This window comes from Peterkaempfera bronchialis, from assembly GCF_003258605.2.
Classification (GTDB): Bacteria; Actinomycetota; Actinomycetes; order Streptomycetales; family Streptomycetaceae; genus Peterkaempfera; species Peterkaempfera bronchialis.
This window is the reverse complement of record NZ_CP031264.1, coordinates 4,718,645-4,736,615: the sequence shown is the minus strand read 5'-3', so window position 1 is coordinate 4,736,615 and position 17,971 is coordinate 4,718,645. Positions and strand designations below refer to the sequence as shown.

General features: G+C 73.2%; 12 protein-coding genes and 2 riboswitches. Of the genes, 8 read left to right on the top strand and 4 right to left on the bottom strand.

Going from position 1 to position 17,971, the window contains the following annotated elements; translation table 11 throughout:
- Positions 1–20 precede the first annotated feature (20 nt).
- Both C7M71_RS21150 and C7M71_RS21145 read right to left on the bottom strand, forming a co-directional pair.
- Complete coding sequence (locus tag C7M71_RS21150) at positions 21–1,799, bottom strand: ABC transporter substrate-binding protein (protein ID WP_111490181.1); 1,779 nt, start codon at positions 1,797–1,799, stop codon at positions 21–23.
- A 153-nt stretch (positions 1,800–1,952) separates the two neighbouring features.
- Positions 1,953–2,948 carry an ABC transporter permease gene (locus C7M71_RS21145; RefSeq protein WP_111490180.1) on the bottom strand — a complete coding sequence of 332 codons (996 nt, stop codon included), beginning with the start codon at positions 2,946–2,948 and terminating at the stop codon, positions 1,953–1,955.
- A gap of 529 nt (positions 2,949–3,477) precedes the next feature.
- Between C7M71_RS21145 and C7M71_RS21140 the strand changes: the two genes are divergently transcribed.
- Positions 3,478–5,007, top strand: a complete 1,530-nt coding sequence (locus C7M71_RS21140; RefSeq protein ID WP_111490179.1) for a DUF885 family protein — start codon at positions 3,478–3,480, stop codon at positions 5,005–5,007.
- 288 nt (positions 5,008–5,295) lie between these two features.
- Here the strand turns inward: C7M71_RS21140 and C7M71_RS21135 are convergent, their stop codons facing one another.
- Together C7M71_RS21135 and C7M71_RS21130 are read right to left on the bottom strand one after the other, a co-directional pair.
- The gene (locus C7M71_RS21135; protein WP_407675928.1) at positions 5,296–6,195 is read right to left on the bottom strand and encodes an enhanced serine sensitivity protein SseB C-terminal domain-containing protein; all 900 of its coding nucleotides are present in this window, start codon (positions 6,193–6,195) and stop codon (positions 5,296–5,298) included.
- 79 nt (positions 6,196–6,274) lie between these two features.
- Positions 6,275–7,141 carry an enhanced serine sensitivity protein SseB gene (locus tag C7M71_RS21130; protein ID WP_407675927.1) on the bottom strand — a complete coding sequence of 289 codons (867 nt, stop codon included), beginning with the start codon at positions 7,139–7,141 and terminating at the stop codon, positions 6,275–6,277.
- A 312-nt stretch (positions 7,142–7,453) separates the two neighbouring features.
- Positions 7,454–7,571, top strand: a riboswitch (glycine riboswitch).
- Positions 7,572–7,690, top strand: a riboswitch (glycine riboswitch).
- 101 nt (positions 7,691–7,791) lie between these two features.
- Between C7M71_RS21130 and gcvT the strand changes: the two genes are divergently transcribed.
- From gcvT to C7M71_RS21090, 7 genes are all read left to right on the top strand, one after another.
- Positions 7,792–8,916, top strand: a complete 1,125-nt coding sequence (gcvT, locus tag C7M71_RS21120) for a glycine cleavage system aminomethyltransferase GcvT (protein ID WP_111490177.1) — start codon at positions 7,792–7,794, stop codon at positions 8,914–8,916.
- Between the two features lie 91 nt (positions 8,917–9,007).
- The gene (gene gcvH, locus C7M71_RS21115; RefSeq protein ID WP_111490176.1) at positions 9,008–9,385 is read left to right on the top strand and encodes a glycine cleavage system protein GcvH; all 378 of its coding nucleotides are present in this window, start codon (positions 9,008–9,010) and stop codon (positions 9,383–9,385) included.
- A gap of 87 nt (positions 9,386–9,472) precedes the next feature.
- Positions 9,473–10,741 carry a serine hydroxymethyltransferase gene (locus tag C7M71_RS21110; protein WP_111490175.1) on the top strand — a complete coding sequence of 423 codons (1,269 nt, stop codon included), beginning with the start codon at positions 9,473–9,475 and terminating at the stop codon, positions 10,739–10,741.
- A gap of 230 nt (positions 10,742–10,971) precedes the next feature.
- The gene (locus C7M71_RS21105) at positions 10,972–12,339 is read left to right on the top strand and encodes an L-serine ammonia-lyase (protein ID WP_111490174.1); all 1,368 of its coding nucleotides are present in this window, start codon (positions 10,972–10,974) and stop codon (positions 12,337–12,339) included.
- A 104-nt stretch (positions 12,340–12,443) separates the two neighbouring features.
- A complete protein-coding gene (locus C7M71_RS21100) occupies positions 12,444–14,567 on the top strand; it encodes a hypothetical protein (protein WP_111490173.1) in 2,124 nt (707 codons plus the stop codon).
- Positions 14,564–17,002, top strand: a complete 2,439-nt coding sequence (locus C7M71_RS21095) for a WD40 repeat domain-containing protein (protein ID WP_111490172.1) — start codon at positions 14,564–14,566, stop codon at positions 17,000–17,002. The genes C7M71_RS21100 and C7M71_RS21095 overlap by 4 nt, the downstream gene beginning before the upstream one ends.
- A complete protein-coding gene (locus tag C7M71_RS21090) occupies positions 16,999–17,892 on the top strand; it encodes a serine peptidase (RefSeq protein ID WP_111490171.1) in 894 nt (297 codons plus the stop codon). The genes C7M71_RS21095 and C7M71_RS21090 overlap by 4 nt, the downstream gene beginning before the upstream one ends.
- The last annotated feature ends 79 nt before the right edge of the window (positions 17,893–17,971 follow it).

Below are 17,971 nucleotides of genomic sequence, written 5' to 3'. Positions count from 1 at the left end.
CTACCTGGGTGGACGGCGGGTCACTTGCCGTCGCTGGTACCGAGGGCCTGGAAGTCGACCATGCCGAAGGCCTCGTGGACGTAGACGTTGGTCAGCCGCGGGTTGCGGTAGTTGAGCGCCTTGTCCGCCACGACCGGCAGGTAGTAGGCGCCGTCGACGACCTTGTGGTTGATCTGCTTGTAGATGTCGGCAGCCGCCGCCGGGTCGGTCTCACCCGCGGCCTTGTCGAACAGGCCGTTGATCTCCGGGTCGTTGATCTCGGCGAAGTTGTTGTTGCCGTTGGTGGCGATGAAGCGGCCGTCCACCAGCGGCTGGAGGAAGCCCGAGCCGTTGGGGTAGTCGGCGCCCCAGCCCATGACGATCAGGCCGTAGCCCTTCTTGTGGACGACGTCCGGCGCACCCACGACGGAGGAGAGGAGCTTGCCGTCGTACTGGTCGATCGCGGCGTCGATGCCCACGGCCTTGAGCGCGTTCTGGAGCGCGACAGCGGTCTTCACCTCCTTGTCCTTGTTGTTGCGGACCGCGATGGTGGTCTTGAAGCCGTCAGGCTTGCCGCACTGCTTCAGCTCGTCCTTGGCCTTGTCGACCTGGGACTTGCCCTGGGTCAGGTTGAACGGGTCGTAGTCGTCCGAGCCGAGGATGTTCGGGGGGAGCATGTTGCCGTAGGTCGAGCCGGCCGTCGGGCCGCCACGGGCGGTCTGCAGGTCGGTCGGGTTGGCCGCGTACAGGACGGCCTTGCGGCAGTGCTCGTTGTCGAAGGGGGCGACCTTCGGGACCAGCGAGACATAGCGGATGAAGCCGTTGAACGGGTCGTCCGTGTTGGCCTTGAGCTTGCTGTCCTGGAGGACCTTGATCTGCGCGTCCTGCGACACGCCGGTCTGGCCGATGTCCAGGTCGGCGGTGCCGGCCAGCAGACGGGCGTCCATGTCGTCCGCGTTGCTGGTGATGGTCAGGGTGACCTTCTCCGGCAGCGCCTTGCGGAACGGGTCGGTCTTCGGGTCCCACTGGTCGTTGCGGACCAGGGTCAGCGACTTGCCGGGCTCATACGACTCGAACTTGTACGGGCCGGAGGAGACGGGCTTCTGGCCGTAGCGGGCGCCGGTGTCCAGCTTCTGCGGCACGGGCGAGGCGGAGCCCATGGCCAGCAGGTACGGGAAGGAGGAGTCGGCCTTGGTCAGCTTGAAGATGATGGTCTGGTCGTCCGGGGTCTGGACGGACTTCAGACCGAGCTTGTCGGCGGACTTGTCCTTGTACGGGCCGGGGTACTTCTGGCCCTGGTCCAGCGACTGGACCAGGTAGGTCGGACCGCCGCTGATGACGTCCTGGGCGAAGACCCGCTCGATGCCGTACTTGATGTCCTTGGAGGTGATCGGCGAGCCGTCCTCGAACTTCAGACCGTCCTTCAGCTTGAAGGTGTAGGTCTTGCCGTCCGCGGAGATCTCCGGCTTGTCGGCCGCCAGGTCGGGCACCAGCTCCAGGCCGTCCTTGCCCGGCTTGGAGTCGTACGCCAGCAGGGTGCGGGCGTAGAAGCGCTCCATGTTCCAGACGAAGGCGTAGTAGCCGCGCGCCGGGTCCCAGGAGTCGGCGTCCTGGCTGCTCCAGAGGTTGAGGGTGCCGCCGGTCTTGGCGGAGGCGTTGACGACATTGCCCACCGCCGCGTTGAAGCCGGCGCCGGCAGCCGGCTTGGCCTTGCCGCCGTTGCTGGAGCTGCCGCCGCCCTTGGAGCCACCGCAAGCGGAGGCGGTGAGTGCCAGCGCGGCGACCAGACCGGCCGCTGCAAGAGTTCTGCTGCGATTCATCACTGCTGTCGATCCTCCGTGGTAGTCGCGACCCTGGATGGTGGGTCGCCGGTTGCCGCAGGAGCCGGAGCAAGCCTGCTGGGTGTCCGCACGTGGCCCGGTGAGACCGGAGCCCGCACCGGGCGGACAGGGGTGGTTCATTGGACGGTCCGGTCAGTTGCCCTTCGGGTCGAGGGCATCCCTCAGACCGTCACCGAAGAGGTTGAACGCAAGTACCGTGATGAAGATCGCGAGGCCGGGGACCACCATGTAGGTGGGGTCCGCCTGATAGATGTGCACTGCCTCGGAGAGCATCTGGCCCCAGGAGGGGGTCGGCGGCTTCACGCCGGCGCCCAGGAAGCTCAGAGCGGCCTCGGTGAGGATATTGGTCGGGATGATCAGTGTCGCGTACACCAGGATCGGGGCGACCAGGTTGGGCAGCAGCTCGCGGAGCACGATGTGGATGGAACCCGCACCGAGGCTCTTGGCCGCGTCGATGAACTCCCGTTCGCGCAGCGACAGTGCCTGGCCGCGGACGATGCGCCCGATGTAGGGCCAGCCGAAGAAGCCGATGACCATGATCAGGACAGCCATCCGGACGCCGGTGCCGCTCAGGCCCAGCAGGTTGTCCGGCATGACCGAGACCAGGGCGATGGCGAACAGGAGCTGAGGGAAGGCCAGCAGCAGGTCCATGACCCGGCTGATCACCGCGTCCACCCAGCCGCCGAAGTACCCGGCGGCGGTGCCCATCAGCACACCGATCCCCACCGACACCATGGCTGCCAGGAAGGCCACCACCAGGGATATCCGGGCGCCGTACAGGATGCGGCTGAACACGTCGCGGCCGAAGGTCGGGTCGACGCCGAGCAGGAAGTCCTTGCTCATCCCGCCGAAGGCGCCCTTGGGGGTGCCCAGGTCGGGGTTGATCATGTCCTGGTGGAACTCGTCCGGCGGGTGGCCGAAGAAATGGGTGAGTACCGGGGCGAAGACTGCGGCCAGGATCAGCAGAAGGACGACCACGGCGCCGCCCAGAGCCACCTTGTCCCGCTTGAGGCGGTCCCAGGCAATACGGCCGGGCGATCTGCCCTCGATCTTCTTCCCCTGCACCTCAGGCAGTTGCTCGGGAACCTCGATCGTCGCGGTTCCGCTGTCGTGCAGTGGAGCAGTCATGTCGGTAGAGACCCCCTAGCCGGCGGTGACCGGCACGCGGTGCCCAGACCGCAGTCGGTGGCGGGCCCGCTGATGACGGGCCCGGTGGCTGCGGTCGCAGTTCACGGTTGGTGCCTGGGTGCAGTGGTGCGGCGTTGCTGATGGAGCGTCGGGCGTGGTGGAGCCGTGCAGTCTGCGCAAGGCCCGGTCCTGGTGGGACGGCCGTGCTGGATGCGCAGGTACGTTCTGCCGCTGGTCTCGCGGACACGGCCCGGGGTGAGGGCCGCCGATACGGCGCACTGGCTGTCGGTGCGTCGTGTGAGGCGTCCTCGACTCACGGCGTGCGGCGCAACTCTCCTTCGTCCGGATAGCGGTGCGCCAGACCCCCCCGGGGATGTTTGCGTAACTGTGATCTGCCTGCATGCATACCCGAGATAGACGAATACTTTCTTTCACGTGGCTGTAACACTGCGAAGTTGTTCAAGAGGGACGCGGGTAGACCGGTACACGCCTCCCACCCCTGCTCGGCGCGCGGCTACCGTCCAGTGCCATGGAGGAACGCCTGCGAGCGGTGTGCGACCTGATGGTTCCGACGGTCCGCGAGACGGCCGGTCTGCACGAGTACGACGGCCGGGTGCAGGACCTCTCCCCCGACGGTGTGCGGGCCGGGCTGGACGCGCTGCGGCGTGCCCGCCGGACCGGCGACGCCACCGTCGTCCCCGGCTCGCACGACGACGCCCATCTGACCGCCTTCGAGGAGTCCCTGCGGGCCCAGTTGGGCACCCTCCAACTGCACCGCCGCGACCCCTATCTGCACCTCGCCAACCTCGAAGTGGCCTGCTACGACAGGGAGTACGCACCCGCCGAGGAGCGCGCCATCGCCCGCCGCCGCCACCTGGCCGCCTGGCCGGACGCCGTGGACGGCGCCATCGCCTCCCTGGACCGGCTCGCCGCCCCCGTCGCCGGGGCCCTGCTGGGCACCGTCCGCGGACTCGCCACCGGGCTCCACCCCGACCAGGGCACCGAGACCGCCGACGCCCTGGCCGCCCACGCCCGCCTGGTCGGGCACCTCGCCCGCGCCGCCGAGTACGGGGACCCGGACTTCGCCCTCGGAGCGGAGGGACTGGCTCTGCTGATGAGCAGTCAGGAATGCCTGCCCGTCGACCTGGGCCGCCTCGCCGAGCGCGCCGACGCGGAACGCGACCGGCTGCGGGCCCTGCTCGCCGAGTCCTGCCGCGCCCTCGACCCGGGCCGTACCCCCGCCCGGCTGGTCCCCCGGCTGCTCGCCGACCACCCCGACGCGGCCGGGGTCGTCCCCGAGGCCGCCCGGCTCACCGAGGAGCTGATCGCCTTCACCCGGGAACGCGGACTCGCCCCGCACACCGACGGGGTCTGCCTGGTCGGCCCGGCACCCGAGTCCCGCCGCTGGTCGACGGCGATGATGACCTGGTCCGGCCCCGGCGAACCCGACGCGCCCTCCTGGTACCACCTGGCCCCGCCGGACCCCGGCCGACCGGCCGGAGAACGCGAGGAGTGGCTCACCGTCTTCTCCCGCACCACGCTGCCCGCCATCACCGCGCACGAGGTCGCCCCCGGCCACTTCGCCCACGGCCGGTCGCTCCGCCGCGCCGCGACGCCCGTCCGCCGCGCGCTGCACTCGCTCGCCTTCTGCGAGGGCTGGGCGCACTACGCGGAGGAGGTCTGCCTGGAGGAGGGGTTCCGGGGCGGCGACGCCCGGTTCGCCGTGGGGGTGGCCCTGGAGGCGCTGGTCCGGGTGACCCGGCTGGCCTGCGCCATCGGTCTGCACACCGGCGCCATGGACGTCGCGGAGGCCACCCGGCGCTTTATGGCCGACGCCCATCTGCCCAGGACCGGCGCCGCCGCCGAGGCCCGGCGCGGCACCTTCGACGCCTGCTACGGCCGCTACACCTGGGGCAAGCTGGAGATCCGGGCCCTGCGGGAACGCACCCGCGCCGCCTGGGGCCCGGCCTTCACCCTGCCCCGCTTCCACCGAGCCCTGCTGGACCTGGGCAGCCCGCCCCTGGGCCTGCTGCCCGCCGAGGGCCTGCGGCCGAGCTGAGTGACTGTCACCTCTATTGGCGAGCCGAGCTGACTGCCTGTCACCTATATCCTGAAATTCAGCTGAAGGACCGTCATCCAGACCGCCAGGAAAGGCCGGTGGACCTGAGGCCTCGGCTGCGGTCAGCGCGGCGGCGGGTACCCCGGCCACTGCGGGGGCGGCGGGTAGCCCGGGGTGGCCGGTGGACCTGGCATTTCGCCTGCGGTCAGCGCGGCGGCGGGTACCCCGGCCACTGCGGCGGCGGCGGGTAGCCCGGGGTGGCCGGTGGACCTGAGGCCTCGCCTGCGGTCAGCGCGGCGGCGGATACCCCGGCCACTGCGGGGGCGGCGGGTAGCCCGGGGGCGGGTAGCCGTACTGCCGGCCCTGCTGCGGATAGCCGTACCCCGGGGGCGGCCCCGGCTGCTGCGGCACGGCCGACTGCGGCCCGCCCGCCATCAGCTCGCGGTCGAAGAACGGCCGGGCGTACGCGGCCATCCACATCGCCACCGGGTCGTACTCGTCCGCCATCGCCACCGTGGAGACCGCCAGCCCCTCCGGCGCCACCGCGATGGACCGCTGCATCATGACCCGCACCGCCTCCACGGCCTGCGGCCCGGTGTCGTACAGGTCGAGGCCGATCGCCAGGTAGGGCTCGCCGATCACCGGCCGCACCCAGGCCCGGCGCAGCGCCCGCACCACCGGGGTGGTGTACGCCTGCTGGGTGAGCAGCGCGTAGTAGTGCGGCGCCTGCACCTGCGGCTCGCTCAGCGCCAGCGGGCCGGCCGGCAGCCGGTCCAGCCCGGCGGCGATCCTCCGCAGGTCGGCCCAGGGCACGCCGACGCCGCCGCCCGGGGCGTGCGGGTCCAGCCAGAGGCCCCAGCGGTCCCGGTAGAGGGCGGTGGCGATGTCCCGGCCGGAGATCTGCTCATGGGCGCGGGTCCAGCCGCTGGCCGCGAGTTGCTCGGGCGAGGTCACGCAGGGCACATAGCCGTCCCCGCCGACCTCCATGTTCCCGTACTGGGCGTCGGGGCTGCCCGGGCTGCCCTGCCAGAGCAGCATCCACAGCTGCCCGTCGGCGATGGCGTGCAGCAGCGCCTCGTACGCGTCATAGCGGCCCGGCGCCACCTCGCGCAGGGCACGCTCCACCGGCCCGGGGGTCCCGGGGGTCCACTGCCCGTGCGCGCCGCCGCCTGCCGCTCCCGCGCTCAACTCCGCCCTCACCTTCTGCCTGCGTCCGGCAGCACCCTACGGCGCCCGGGGGCCGGGCGTCATACCACCCGGCCCGGGGTCAGGCCCGGGTGAAGAACGGGGCGACCCGGTGCGCCATCCACTCGCCGACCGGGTCCTGTGCGATGTCCAGCAGCACGATGTTGACCTGCCAGGGCAGCGGTACGGCGCCCAGTGCGCGGCCGAGCGCCTCGGTGGCCGCCGCCTTGTCCTCGGGCTGGTGGCTGTGGAGCTCCACGCCGACGAAGAGGACGGGTTCGGTGTGCTCGACGGAGGCCAGTGCCCGGCGGGCGGTCAGCACCACGGGTACCCGGGAGAGCTCGGTGGCCGCCGCCGCCAGGAAGTCCAGTGGCTCCTCGTGCGGTGCGGGCTCGCGCAGCGCCACCCTGGCGCCCGGCGCCGGAGTGGCGGCCCAGCGGTCGTCGCGGGGGCCCCGGCAGAGTTCATGCACGCCCTCGGGCGGGACCGGGACGCCCACCGGCGCCTCCGGATTGACCGCGATGCCGACGCCCACCGGCAGCCCCCGGGCGAACTCCCACATCGGGGCGACCGTGCAGGCCATCCCCCCGGCGATCCGCCGGAAGGTCTCCTCGGAGGAGAACACCGGGACGTACGGGGCTCCGGCCAGCTCGATCGTGGGCAGGTCCAGGCCGGGGCTGTCCGGGCCGCCGCCCCCGGGCAGCGGCACCCACACCTGGCTGCGGGCCAGCACCTCGAAGACCCTCGGGGTCGCCCCCGGGTCGCCCAGCGCGGCCGAGAGCACCTGCTCCAGCTCATTGGCGGGCCAGTTCCCGCCGTCCATCCACGCCGCCGCCGGATACTCCACGACCGGATACTCCACGACCGGGTATCCCGCCGCCGGGTACTCCCCGGCCGGGTACTCCGCCGCCGGGTACTCCATGGGGGCGCCGCCCGCCGGAAAGCCCATCTGACCTGAACCGCCGTTCTCACGTGCCTGCCGGAGGGCGTACCCGCCCCCGAACCCGAACCTTAGCCGTCCCGGCCCGCCCCCGGCGGCTCCGTACCGAGAGCCGGGCACCCCGCCGCAGCGGCGCCGCCCCCACCTGTCCCCACCCCGACCACCCCGGTGACCCGCTCCACCGGGAACGCATCCCGAATTCCCCAGGAAAGGGCAATGACAATCCCCGGGGAATGGCCCGGTCCGCCGCTCCCCGAGCCGACCTCGCGCCGCTGCCCCGCCCGTGTCATGATGAGCGCGCCCAACTCCATACCGGCCGTTCGAACCCGCGCGGGAGAGCCCGACCGTCCGAACCCGACTCCGTCGGGGCGGCCGACGTCGGCGCCGAAGGAGCAACTCCTCCCCGGAATCTCTCAGGCACAGCTACCGCGCGGGCGAGGCACATCTGGAAAGCGGACACGGTCAGCCGTGCTCCCACCCACGGTGCAAGCCCGCCGTCGCCCCCGCTCGGGGGCGGGCGCGGTGAAGCTCTCAGGTTGCGACGACAGATGGGGAGACCCGAGCCGCCGCATGCCCCGCGCATGCCCTGCCGGTCCGCCCGTTTCCGTCCGCATGCCCGTTCACGTACCCGAGAGTCAAGCCCACCGAGGAGCACCACCATGACCGCCGGACCCCGCCGTACCGCCCTGGACGCCGTCCACCGCGCCCTCGGCGCCACCATGACCGACTTCGCCGGGTGGGACATGCCGCTGCGCTACGGCAGCGAGCGCGAGGAGCACAACGCCGTACGCACCCGGGCCGGCCTCTTCGACCTCTCCCACATGGGCGAGATCACCGTGACCGGCCCGCAGGCCGGGGAGGCGCTGGACCACGCGCTGGTCGGCTTTGTCTCCGCGCTCGGCCTGCACCGCGCCCGCTACACCATGATCTGCGGCGAGGACGGCGGCATCCTGGACGACCTGATCGTCTACCGCACCGGGGACGCCGAGTTCCTGGTGGTGGCCAACGCCTCCAACGCCCAGCTGGTGCTGGACGAGCTCACCGCCCGCACCGCCGGGTTCGACGCCAGCGTCCGCGACGACCGCGACGCCTATGCGCTGATCGCCGTCCAGGGCCCGGAGTCGACCGCCGTGCTCGGCTCGCTCACCGACGCCGACCTGGCCGGGCTCAAGTACTACGCCTGCCTGCCCGCCACCGTGGCCGGCCGCGAGGTGCTGCTGGCCCGCACCGGCTACACCGGCGAGGACGGCTTCGAGCTGTTCGCCGCCCCGGCCGACGCCGTCCACCTGTGGCAGCGGCTCACCGAGGCCGGGGCCGACCGGGGCCTGGTCCCCTGCGGCCTCTCCTGCCGCGACACGCTGCGCCTGGAGGCCGGCATGCCGCTGTACGGGCATGAGCTGACCACCGCCACCACCCCCTTCGACGCGGGGCTCGGCCGCGTGGTGCGGTTCGACAAGACCACCAACGGCGGGGACTTCGTCGGCCGCGCCGCCCTGGAGAAGGCCGCCGCCGACGCCGAGTCCCACCCGCCGCGGGTGCTGGTCGGCCTGGTCTCCCCCGGGCGCCGGGTGCCCCGCGCCGGCTATGCCGTGGTCTCCGCCTCCGGCGAGCCGATCGGCGAGGTCACCTCGGGCGCCCCGTCCCCGACCCTGGGCAAGCCCATCGCCATCGCCTATGTCGACGCCGCCCACGCCGCCCCCGGCAGCCCGGCCGCCGTGGACGTCCGTGGCAGCCACGAGCCGGTCGAGGTCGTGGCGCTGCCCTTCTACAAGCGCGCCCGCTGACCTCCGCGCCACCCCCCGTTCCCGGCCGTGTCCCAACCCGTGTCCCGGCCCGTTTCGCCGTACCCGCATCCCATCCTGGAGAATTGCCGCCATGAGCAACCCGCAGCATCTGAAGTTCAGCAAGGAGCACGAGTGGCTGACCGTCCCGGAGGGCGGCGTGTCCACCGTGGGCATCACCGCCCATGCCGCCGACGCCCTCGGTGACGTGGTCTTTGTGCAGCTTCCGGAGGTCGGCCAGACCATCACCGCAGGTGAGCCGTGCGGGGAGCTCGAGTCCACCAAGTCGGTCAGCGACCTGTACTCCCCCGCCTCGGGCGAGGTGACCGAGGTCAACCAGGCCGTGGTGGACGACCCCGCGCTTGTGAACTCCGGCCCCTTCGAGGACGGCTGGCTGTTCAAGGTCCGGCTCGACGGCGACCCCGAGGGCCTGCTGAGCGCCGACGAGTACTCCGCCTTCACCGGCGGCTGAGACTCCTCCCCGCAGCGGCCGCAGCGGTATGACCCCGTCTGCGGCCGCCCCGGTCTCCCCGCCCGCCCCTTCACCGGAAGACCCCTGATGACGGTTCTCAACCAGTCCCTGCACGCCCTCGACCCCGAGGTCGCCGCCGCGGTCGACGCCGAGCTGCACCGGCAGCAGACCACCCTTGAGATGATCGCCTCCGAGAACTTCGCCCCGGTGGCGGTCATGGAGGCGCAGGGCTCGGTCCTCACCAACAAGTACGCCGAGGGCTACCCCGGCCGCCGCTACTACGGCGGCTGCGAGCATGTCGACGTGGTCGAGCAGATCGCGATCGACCGCATCAAGGAGCTGTTCGGCGCCGAGGCGGCCAACGTCCAGCCGCACTCCGGCGCCCAGGCCAACGCCGCCGCGATGTTCGCCCTGCTCCAGCCGGGCGACACCATCCTCGGCCTGGACCTGGCGCACGGCGGGCACCTCACCCACGGCATGCGGATCAACTTCTCCGGCAAGCTGTACAACGTCGTCGCCTACCACGTGGACGAGAAGACCAGCCGGGTCGACATGGACGAGGTCGAGCGCCTCGCCAAGGAGCACCGGCCCAAGCTGATCGTGGCCGGCTGGTCCGCCTACCCCCGCCAGCTGGACTTCGCCGCCTTCCGCCGGATCGCGGACGAGGTCGGCGCCTACCTGATGGTGGACATGGCGCACTTCGCCGGCCTGGTGGCCGCCGGGCTGCACCCCTCCCCGGTGCCGTACGCGGACGTGGTGACCACCACCACCCACAAGACCCTGGGCGGCCCGCGCGGCGGTGTGATCCTCTCCAAGGCCGCGCTGGCCAAGAAGATCAACTCCGCGGTCTTCCCCGGCCAGCAGGGCGGCCCGCTGGAGCATGTGATCGCCGCCAAGGCGGTCTCCTTCAAGGTCGCCGCCTCGGAGGAGTTCAAGGAGCGCCAGCAGCGCACCCTGGACGGCGCGAAGATCCTGGCCGAGCGCCTCACCCAGGCGGACACCGCCGAGGCGGGCGTCGCCGTCCTCTCCGGCGGCACCGACGTCCACCTGGTCCTGGTCGACCTGCGCAACAGCGAGCTGGACGGGCAGCAGGCCGAGGACCGGCTGCACGAGGTCGGCATCACCGTCAACCGCAACGCGGTGCCGTTCGACCCCCGCCCGCCGATGGTCACCTCCGGTCTGCGGATCGGCACCCCGGCGCTGGCCACCCGAGGCTTCGGGGCGGAGGACTTCCGCGAGGTCGCCGAGGTGATCGCCGAGGCCCTGAAGCCGGGCTTCGACCAGGCCAAGGCCGAGTCGCTGAAGGCCCGCGTCACCGCGCTGGCAGCCAAGCACCCGCTCTACCCCGAGCTCTGACCGCACCCTGAGAGGGGACCCCCTCTCTGCGCGTTCCCAGAGTCTCGACATCTCCGCGTCCCAACGTCTCCGCGTCTCCCGCGCGAGACGGCGGGGCGGGCGGCCGAGACCCGACCGCCCGCCCCGCACCCCCTGCCCCACCCGTCGCCGTCCGCCCGGTACCCCGGAGCGAGGGCCGAACGGGTTCGCCTTCCCCACCACCGTGGGGGTGACCCCCGGGAGCCCCACCCGTGGCCATCAGCGTCTTCGACCTCTTCTCCATCGGCATCGGCCCGTCCTCCTCGCATACGGTCGGCCCGATGCGCGCCGCCCGGATGTTCGCCCGGCGGCTGAAATCCGAAGGGCTGCTGGCCCAGACCGACTCCGTCCGCGCCGAACTCTTCGGCTCCCTCGGCGCCACCGGCCACGGCCACGGCACCCCCAAGGCCGTGCTGCTCGGCCTGGAGGGCAACTCCCCGCGCACCGTCGACATCGCCCAGGCCGACCTGGATGTGGAGCGGATCAAGGCGACCGGCCGGCTCAGCCTGCTCGGCGCCCAGGAGATCGCCTTCGACCCGGACACCCAGCTGATCCTGCACCGCCGCCGCTCGCTGCCCTACCACGCCAACGGCATGACCCTCTGCGCCTACGACGCCGCCGGGGTGCCGCTGCTGGAGAAGACCTACTACTCGGTCGGCGGCGGCTTCGTCGTCGACGAGGACGCCATCGGCGCCGACCGGGTCAAGCCCGACGACACCGTGCTGCGCCACCCCTTCCGCACCGGCGAGGAACTGCTGCACCTCACCCGCACCACCGGGCTCTCCATCTCCGCGCTGATGCTGGAGAACGAGCGGGCCTGGCGCAGCGAGGCGGAGATCCGAGCCGGGCTGCTGGAGATCTGGCGGGTGATGCGGGAGTGCGTCGACGCCGGGATGACCCGCGAGGGCATCCTGCCGGGCGGCCTCAAGGTCCGCCGCCGGGCCGCCACCGCCGCCCGGGCGCTGCGCACCGAGGGCATCGGCCCGGCCAACGCCATGGAGTGGGTCACCCTCTACGCGATGGCCGTCAACGAGGAGAACGCGGCCGGCGGCCGGGTGGTCACCGCCCCCACCAACGGCGCCGCCGGGATCATCCCGGCCGTGCTGCACTACTACCTCACCTTCATCCCGGGCGCCGACGAGGACGGCATCGTCCGCTTTATGCTCGCCGCCGGCGCGATCGGCATGCTCTTCAAGGAGAACGCCTCCATCTCCGGCGCCGAGGTCGGCTGCCAGGGCGAGGTCGGCTCCGCCTGCTCGATGGCGGCCGGCGGTCTGGCCGAGGTGCTGGGCGGCACCCCCGAGCAGGTGGAGAACGCCGCCGAGATCGGCATCGAGCACAACCTCGGCCTGACCTGCGACCCGGTCGGCGGCCTGGTCCAGATCCCCTGCATCGAGCGGAACGGCATGGCCTCCGTCAAGGCCGTCACCGCCGCCCGGATGGCGCTGCGCGGCGACGGCCGCCACCATGTCTCCCTCGACAAGGCCATCAAGACCATGAAGGAGACCGGCGCCGACATGAAGGTCAAGTACAAGGAGACCTCGCGCGGCGGCCTGGCGGTCAACGTCATCGAGTGCTGACCGGGGTTGGTCCGCCCCGGGTCTCCCGAAGTGCCACCGCCGCCATGGCCGGATCAGTATCCTCCTGAGCGTTTCCATTCCGGCAAGCCTGAGGGGGCAGGGGGATGGCGGGGGTTGCCGCGCGCTCCGTCGTGGCCATCGGGGTGCCGCAGTCAGGTGGGTCGGGAGGGCCGGAGGAGGGCCCGCCGGCCCTGGACGCCCTGGCACCGCTGCTGGAGGCACCCCAGCACGCCGCCTCGATCGTGGCGGCGCTGGACGGTTTCGGCTACCGCGAGCGGCCCCGGCCCGCCGATGACGCCGACCACGCCGACCGGCTCACCGAGCAGGTGACCGAGGCGCTGGGCGAGGCGCGGGGCGTGCTGGTGGTCCATGTGGTCGGCCATGGCGACCTGGCCCGCAGGGGCAGCGGGCACCTCTATGTCATCGGGCGCGACGGCAGGCGGGTGGAGGAGTCGGTCGACTCCTGGATCAGCCGGGTCGAGGACCACCCCGAGGAGGACCGGCCGCTCACCCTGCTGATCCTGGACCTCTGCCACTCCGGGGCCGCCGCCTCACTGCCGTGGCACCAGAGCATGCGGCCCGAGCGGCGCCGCCTCTGGGTGATCGCGGCGACCGCCCGGGACAGCAAGGCGTTCGACTGCCGGCTGAGCCGCGCCACCGCGACCGTGCTGCGCCGCTACCGCGACGACGAGCTGCGGGTGGACGACTCGCTGCCGTACCTGCCGCTGGAGACCGTGGCCCGGGAGATCGACCGGGAGGTCGCGGAGCTCAGTGCCGTCGAGGGCTATGTGCAGGAGATCGACGTCAGCCGGATCCCCTTCACCGCGCGCCTGGACCATCTGCCGTTCTTCCCCAACCCCCGCCACCGGCCCGGCCGACGGGACCGCACCGCCCCGGCGGGGGCGGGCGGCGAGGAGCTGCTGCCCGCGCTGGAGTCGCTGGACGGCGCCTTCGACGCCTGGCACTTCCTCAGCCATGGCTCGGGGGCCGAACCGCTGGGGCGGGGCGTCGGCCATGGGTACTTCCACGGGCGCCGACGGGAGCTGCGCACGCTCACCGGCTGGTTCGACGGGCACGGCAAGGCGCTGCGCGTCGTCACCGGCAAGCCCGGGGCCGGGAAGTCGGCGCTGCTGGGCGTCCTGGTGTGCGCGGCGCACCCCCTGCTGCGGGGGTCCTCGCGGCAGCTCTGGACCGGGTTGGCGCACCGGCCCGCCGAGAACGACCGGCTGGCGGTCGTCCATGCGCGCCGCCGCACCCTGGCGGAGATCGCCGACTCGGTGGCGCGGCAGCTGGGCGGACGCGACGGCGACCGGCCCGAGGGCGGCTGGGGTGCCGAGAGCCTGCTGCGGCTGGCGGGCAGCCGTCCGGGCCGTCCGTACAGCGTGGTGATCGACGCGCTGGACGAGGCCGAGCGCCCCCAGGACGTCACCCGGGCCCTGCTGCTGCCGCTGGCCCGTACCGTCGCCCAGGACGCCGGGGCGGGGCTGCGGCTGCTGGTCGGGACGCGGGAGGACCCGGCGTCCGCGCCGCTGCTGGCCTCGGCCGACGCGGAGGGGGCGCTGACACACCTGGACCGGGCCACCCCGGAGGAGGTGTACGAGGCGCTGCACGCCTACATCGTCGATCTGCTCGCCGTGGACACCCCCTACGGCCGGGTGGGCATGGTGGAGTCCGCGCGGCGGCTGGCCCATGGCATCGCGGCCCGGCTCACCGGCGTCGGCGACCCCGATCCCCCTCCCACCGGGGCGGGCCCGCTGGACTGGGGGGAGTTCCTGGTGGCCGGACTCTATGTACGGCAGGTGCTGGAGCGTCCCGCCGAGCCCGATCCGGGCGCCGCCGAGCGGCTCGGCCACGCCGTCCCGAGGGACCTGCCCAGCCTGCTGGAGATGGACCTGGCCCGGTCCGGCGAGGGGCCCCTCTTACGGTCCGTCCTGGCGGCCCTCGCCCACGCGCAGGGCCTGGGCATGCCCGAACGCGTGGTGCGGCATGTCGCGGCGGCCTTCACCCCCGGCCACCCGGACGACGGGCCGCTGCCGACCGGCGAGGTCCGCCACGCCCTGGACGGGGCCCGCTTCTATCTGCGCCGGGACGTGGAGGTGGACGGCACCACGCTCTACCGGCTCTTCCACGAGAGCCTGGCGGAGCAACTGCGGCTGGACCCGTTGGGCACCGGCGGCGGCCCAGCGGAACCATCGGAACCAGCGGAACCAGCGGGAGGCCCGGGATGAGCCGGGTGCCCGGCACCGCCCATGGGCAGGCCGTGTACCAGCGGCTGCTCCGGGCCGTACCCCCGGCGCCGCACGGCCGGGCATGGCACGCCGCCGACCCCTATCTGCTGCATCACATCGCCGCCCACGCGGCACACGCCGATGCCATCGACGACCTGCTGCTGGACGGCGAGTTCCTGGTGCACGGCCACCCGGCGTCGATCCTCGCGGTGCTGCCGGCGGCGGTCGGCCGACCGGCTCTGCTGGCCGCCGCCGTCTACCGCGCCTCGTACGGCGTCCACCATGCGCTGGAGCCGGAGCAGCGCCGGCAGATCCTGGGACTGGACGCCGCCCGGCTGCGGGCCGACGACCTGCTTCCGGGCCTCGTCCGGCCATCGGCCTCCTGGGCCCCCCGGTGGGCCACCAGCGGCCAGACGTCGTCGTCGCTGCTGGCCACCCTGGTCGGGCACGAGCTGCCGCTGACCGGTGTGGCGGCGCTCGTCCTGGACGGGCGGCCGACCGCCGTCACCACCGGCCGGGACCGCACGGCCCGGGTGTGGGACCTCTCCACCGGCCAGGTGGTCAGCACCTTCACCGGGCACGCGGCGGGCGTGGAGTCCGTCGCCGTCCTCCCCCTGGGCGGAATGGACGGCCGACCGGCGGTCCTCACCGGCGGTGCGGACGGCACCGTGCTGGTCTGGGACCCGGCGACCGGCGCCCTGCTCCGTACGCTGCGCGGCCACAGCGCGGCCGTCACCGCCGCCACCGCCGCCACCGTCGGCGGCCGTACCGTCGCGGTCACCGCCGGATACGACCGCACCGCCCGGGTGTGGGATGCCGCCGACGGTGAACCGCTGCTGACGTACACCCGCCACCAGGACTCCATCGAGGCACTCTGCGTGCTGCCGCTGGACGGCAGGCCCGCCGCCGTCACCGGCAGCAATGACGGCACGGTCCGGGTGTGGGACCTCGCCACCGCCGAGACCCTCTTCGAGAGCGTCCACCACCATCTGCACGCGGTCCAGGCGGCAGCCGTCGTCCACCGGGACGGCCGGCCGCTGGTGGTCACCGTCGGCTACGACGGCTCGGCCTCGCTCTGGGACCCGCCCGCCGGCCGTCTCACCCGGCTGCCGACCGGGGCGGGGCAGCGGTTCACCGATGTCGCCGCCCTCCCCGCTCTCGACTCGGTCGACGGCGGACCGGCCGCGCTGACCACCGGGGACGACGGGACCGCTGCGGTCCGGGGCCTGACGACCGGCCAGACCCGGCAGCTCCTCGCCGGGCACACGGCCGGGATCTCCGCCGTCGCCGTGGTCGACCTGGAAGGACGGCCGACGGCGGTCACCGCCAGCCGGGACGGCACCGCCCGGATCTGGAGCCTCCGCACCGACGCCGCCGTCTCCGATCGCGGCGGCCACCACGGCCGGGTGGCCTCGGTGGCCGCATTCTCCCTCGGCGGCGCCCCGGCGGCGGTCACCGTCAGCGACGACCACACCGGCCGGGTCTGGGACCTCACCACCGGCCACTGCCTGCACACCCTCACCGGCCACCGCGACCGGGTCACCCAGGTCGCCGTACTCGACCCACCCGGCAGCACCCCACTGGCCGTCACCGCCGGACACGACGCCACCGCCCGGGTCTGGGACCTCACCACCGGCACCCTGCTGCGCACCCTGCACGGCCACACGCTGGGCGTCCGGGACGCGGCGGTGCTGCTGCTGGGCGGCGTCCCGGCGGCGGTCACCGTCGGCAACGACGGCACCGGCCGGGTCTGGGACCTCACCACCGGCCACTGCCTGCACACCCTCACCGGCCACCGCGACCGGGTCACCCAGGTCGCCGTACTCGACCCACCCGGCAGCACCCCACTGGCCGTCACCGCCGGACACGACGCCACCGCCCGGGTCTGGGACCTCACCACCGGCACCCTGCTGCGCACCCTGCACGGCCACAGCGCGGCCGTCACCGCCGTCGCCGCCCTCACCGTGGACGGCCGCCCCACCGCCGTCACCGCCGGCAACCAGCGGGTGGCCTCGGTGTGGGACCTCACCGACGGCACGCTGCTGCGCACCCTGCACGGGCACAGCGCGGCGGTCACCGCCGTGACCACCCTCACCGTGAACGGCCGCCCCACCGCCGTCACCGCCGGAAGCGACCGGACCGCCCGGGTGTGGGACCTGGCCACCGGCGAGCAGCTGCACCTGCTGCACGGCCACAGCGCGGCGGTCACCGCCGTCGCCGCGCTCACTGTGGACGGCTGCCCCACCGCCGTCACCACCGGAAGCGACCGGACCGCCCGCGCCTGGGACCTGGCCACCGGCGCCCCGCTCGGCACCCTCGTCCTGCCCGACGACCTCACCTGCGTCGCCGTGGCCGCCGACGGCACCACCGTGGCCGGCATGGGCCACGAGGTCATCGCCCTCACCCCGCCCCGTACTCAGGGAGACCCCGCATGACAGATCCACGCTCCGCACCGCTGCCGGTGGTGGCCGTGCACGGCGTCGGCTGCCACGACCCCCGCCGCACCCCCGCCGAGGTGTGCGCCGCCTACTCCGCCGACTGGGCCCGCGACCTCGCCGCCGGGCTCGGGACCGACCCCGACCGCTTCGATGTGGCGATGGCCTACTACGCCCCGCACCTGACCCGACGTCAGGCAGCCCAGGGCGACGACGGCGACGACGGGGACGACGGGGACGACGGGGACGACGACTGGCAGGACCCGCTGGAGGCGCGGCTGTACGCCGACTGGCTGGCGGAACTGGGCGCCCCCGCTGCGGTGGCCCAGGGCGCGCTGACCCTGCCGCTGCGGCACACGGCCGGGTGGGTGGCCGAGAAGTTCAGCCTCAACGGGCGGCTCACCCGCCTCTTCGTCAGGGTCTTCTTCCGCGAGGTCGCCGCCTATCTGCGGACCCCCGACGGCCCGGCCCGTACAAACGCACGCGAGGAGGTGGCGTCCCGCATCCGCGACCACCGGCCGACCGTGGTGGTGGCGCACTCGCTCGGCACGGTCGTCACCTACGAGGCCCTGCACGCCCACCCCGAGCTGAAGGTGGAGCTGCTGGTCACCCTGGGCTCACCGCTGGCACTGCCCGGCGCGGTCTTCGAACGGCTGCTGCCCGGCCCGCTCGCCGACCGGGGTACCCGTCCGCCGAACGTCGCCCGCTGGGTGAACATCGCCGACCCCGGCGACCCGGTGGCGATCCCGCCGCTGCTCGCCAGGGCCTTCGACGGGATCGCCCTGGACCTGACCGACACCATCCACAGCGGCTTCGGCTTCCACTACGCCAGGAACTACCTGCGCTGCCCCGGCGTCGCGGCGACACTCGCGCCCCACCTGGGACAGTGACACCCCCGGGGCCGGCCACGCAAAGGAAACGACCCCCTGCTCACCCAGCACGGCGCGCGCGAACGCCAGGGTGTCCAGG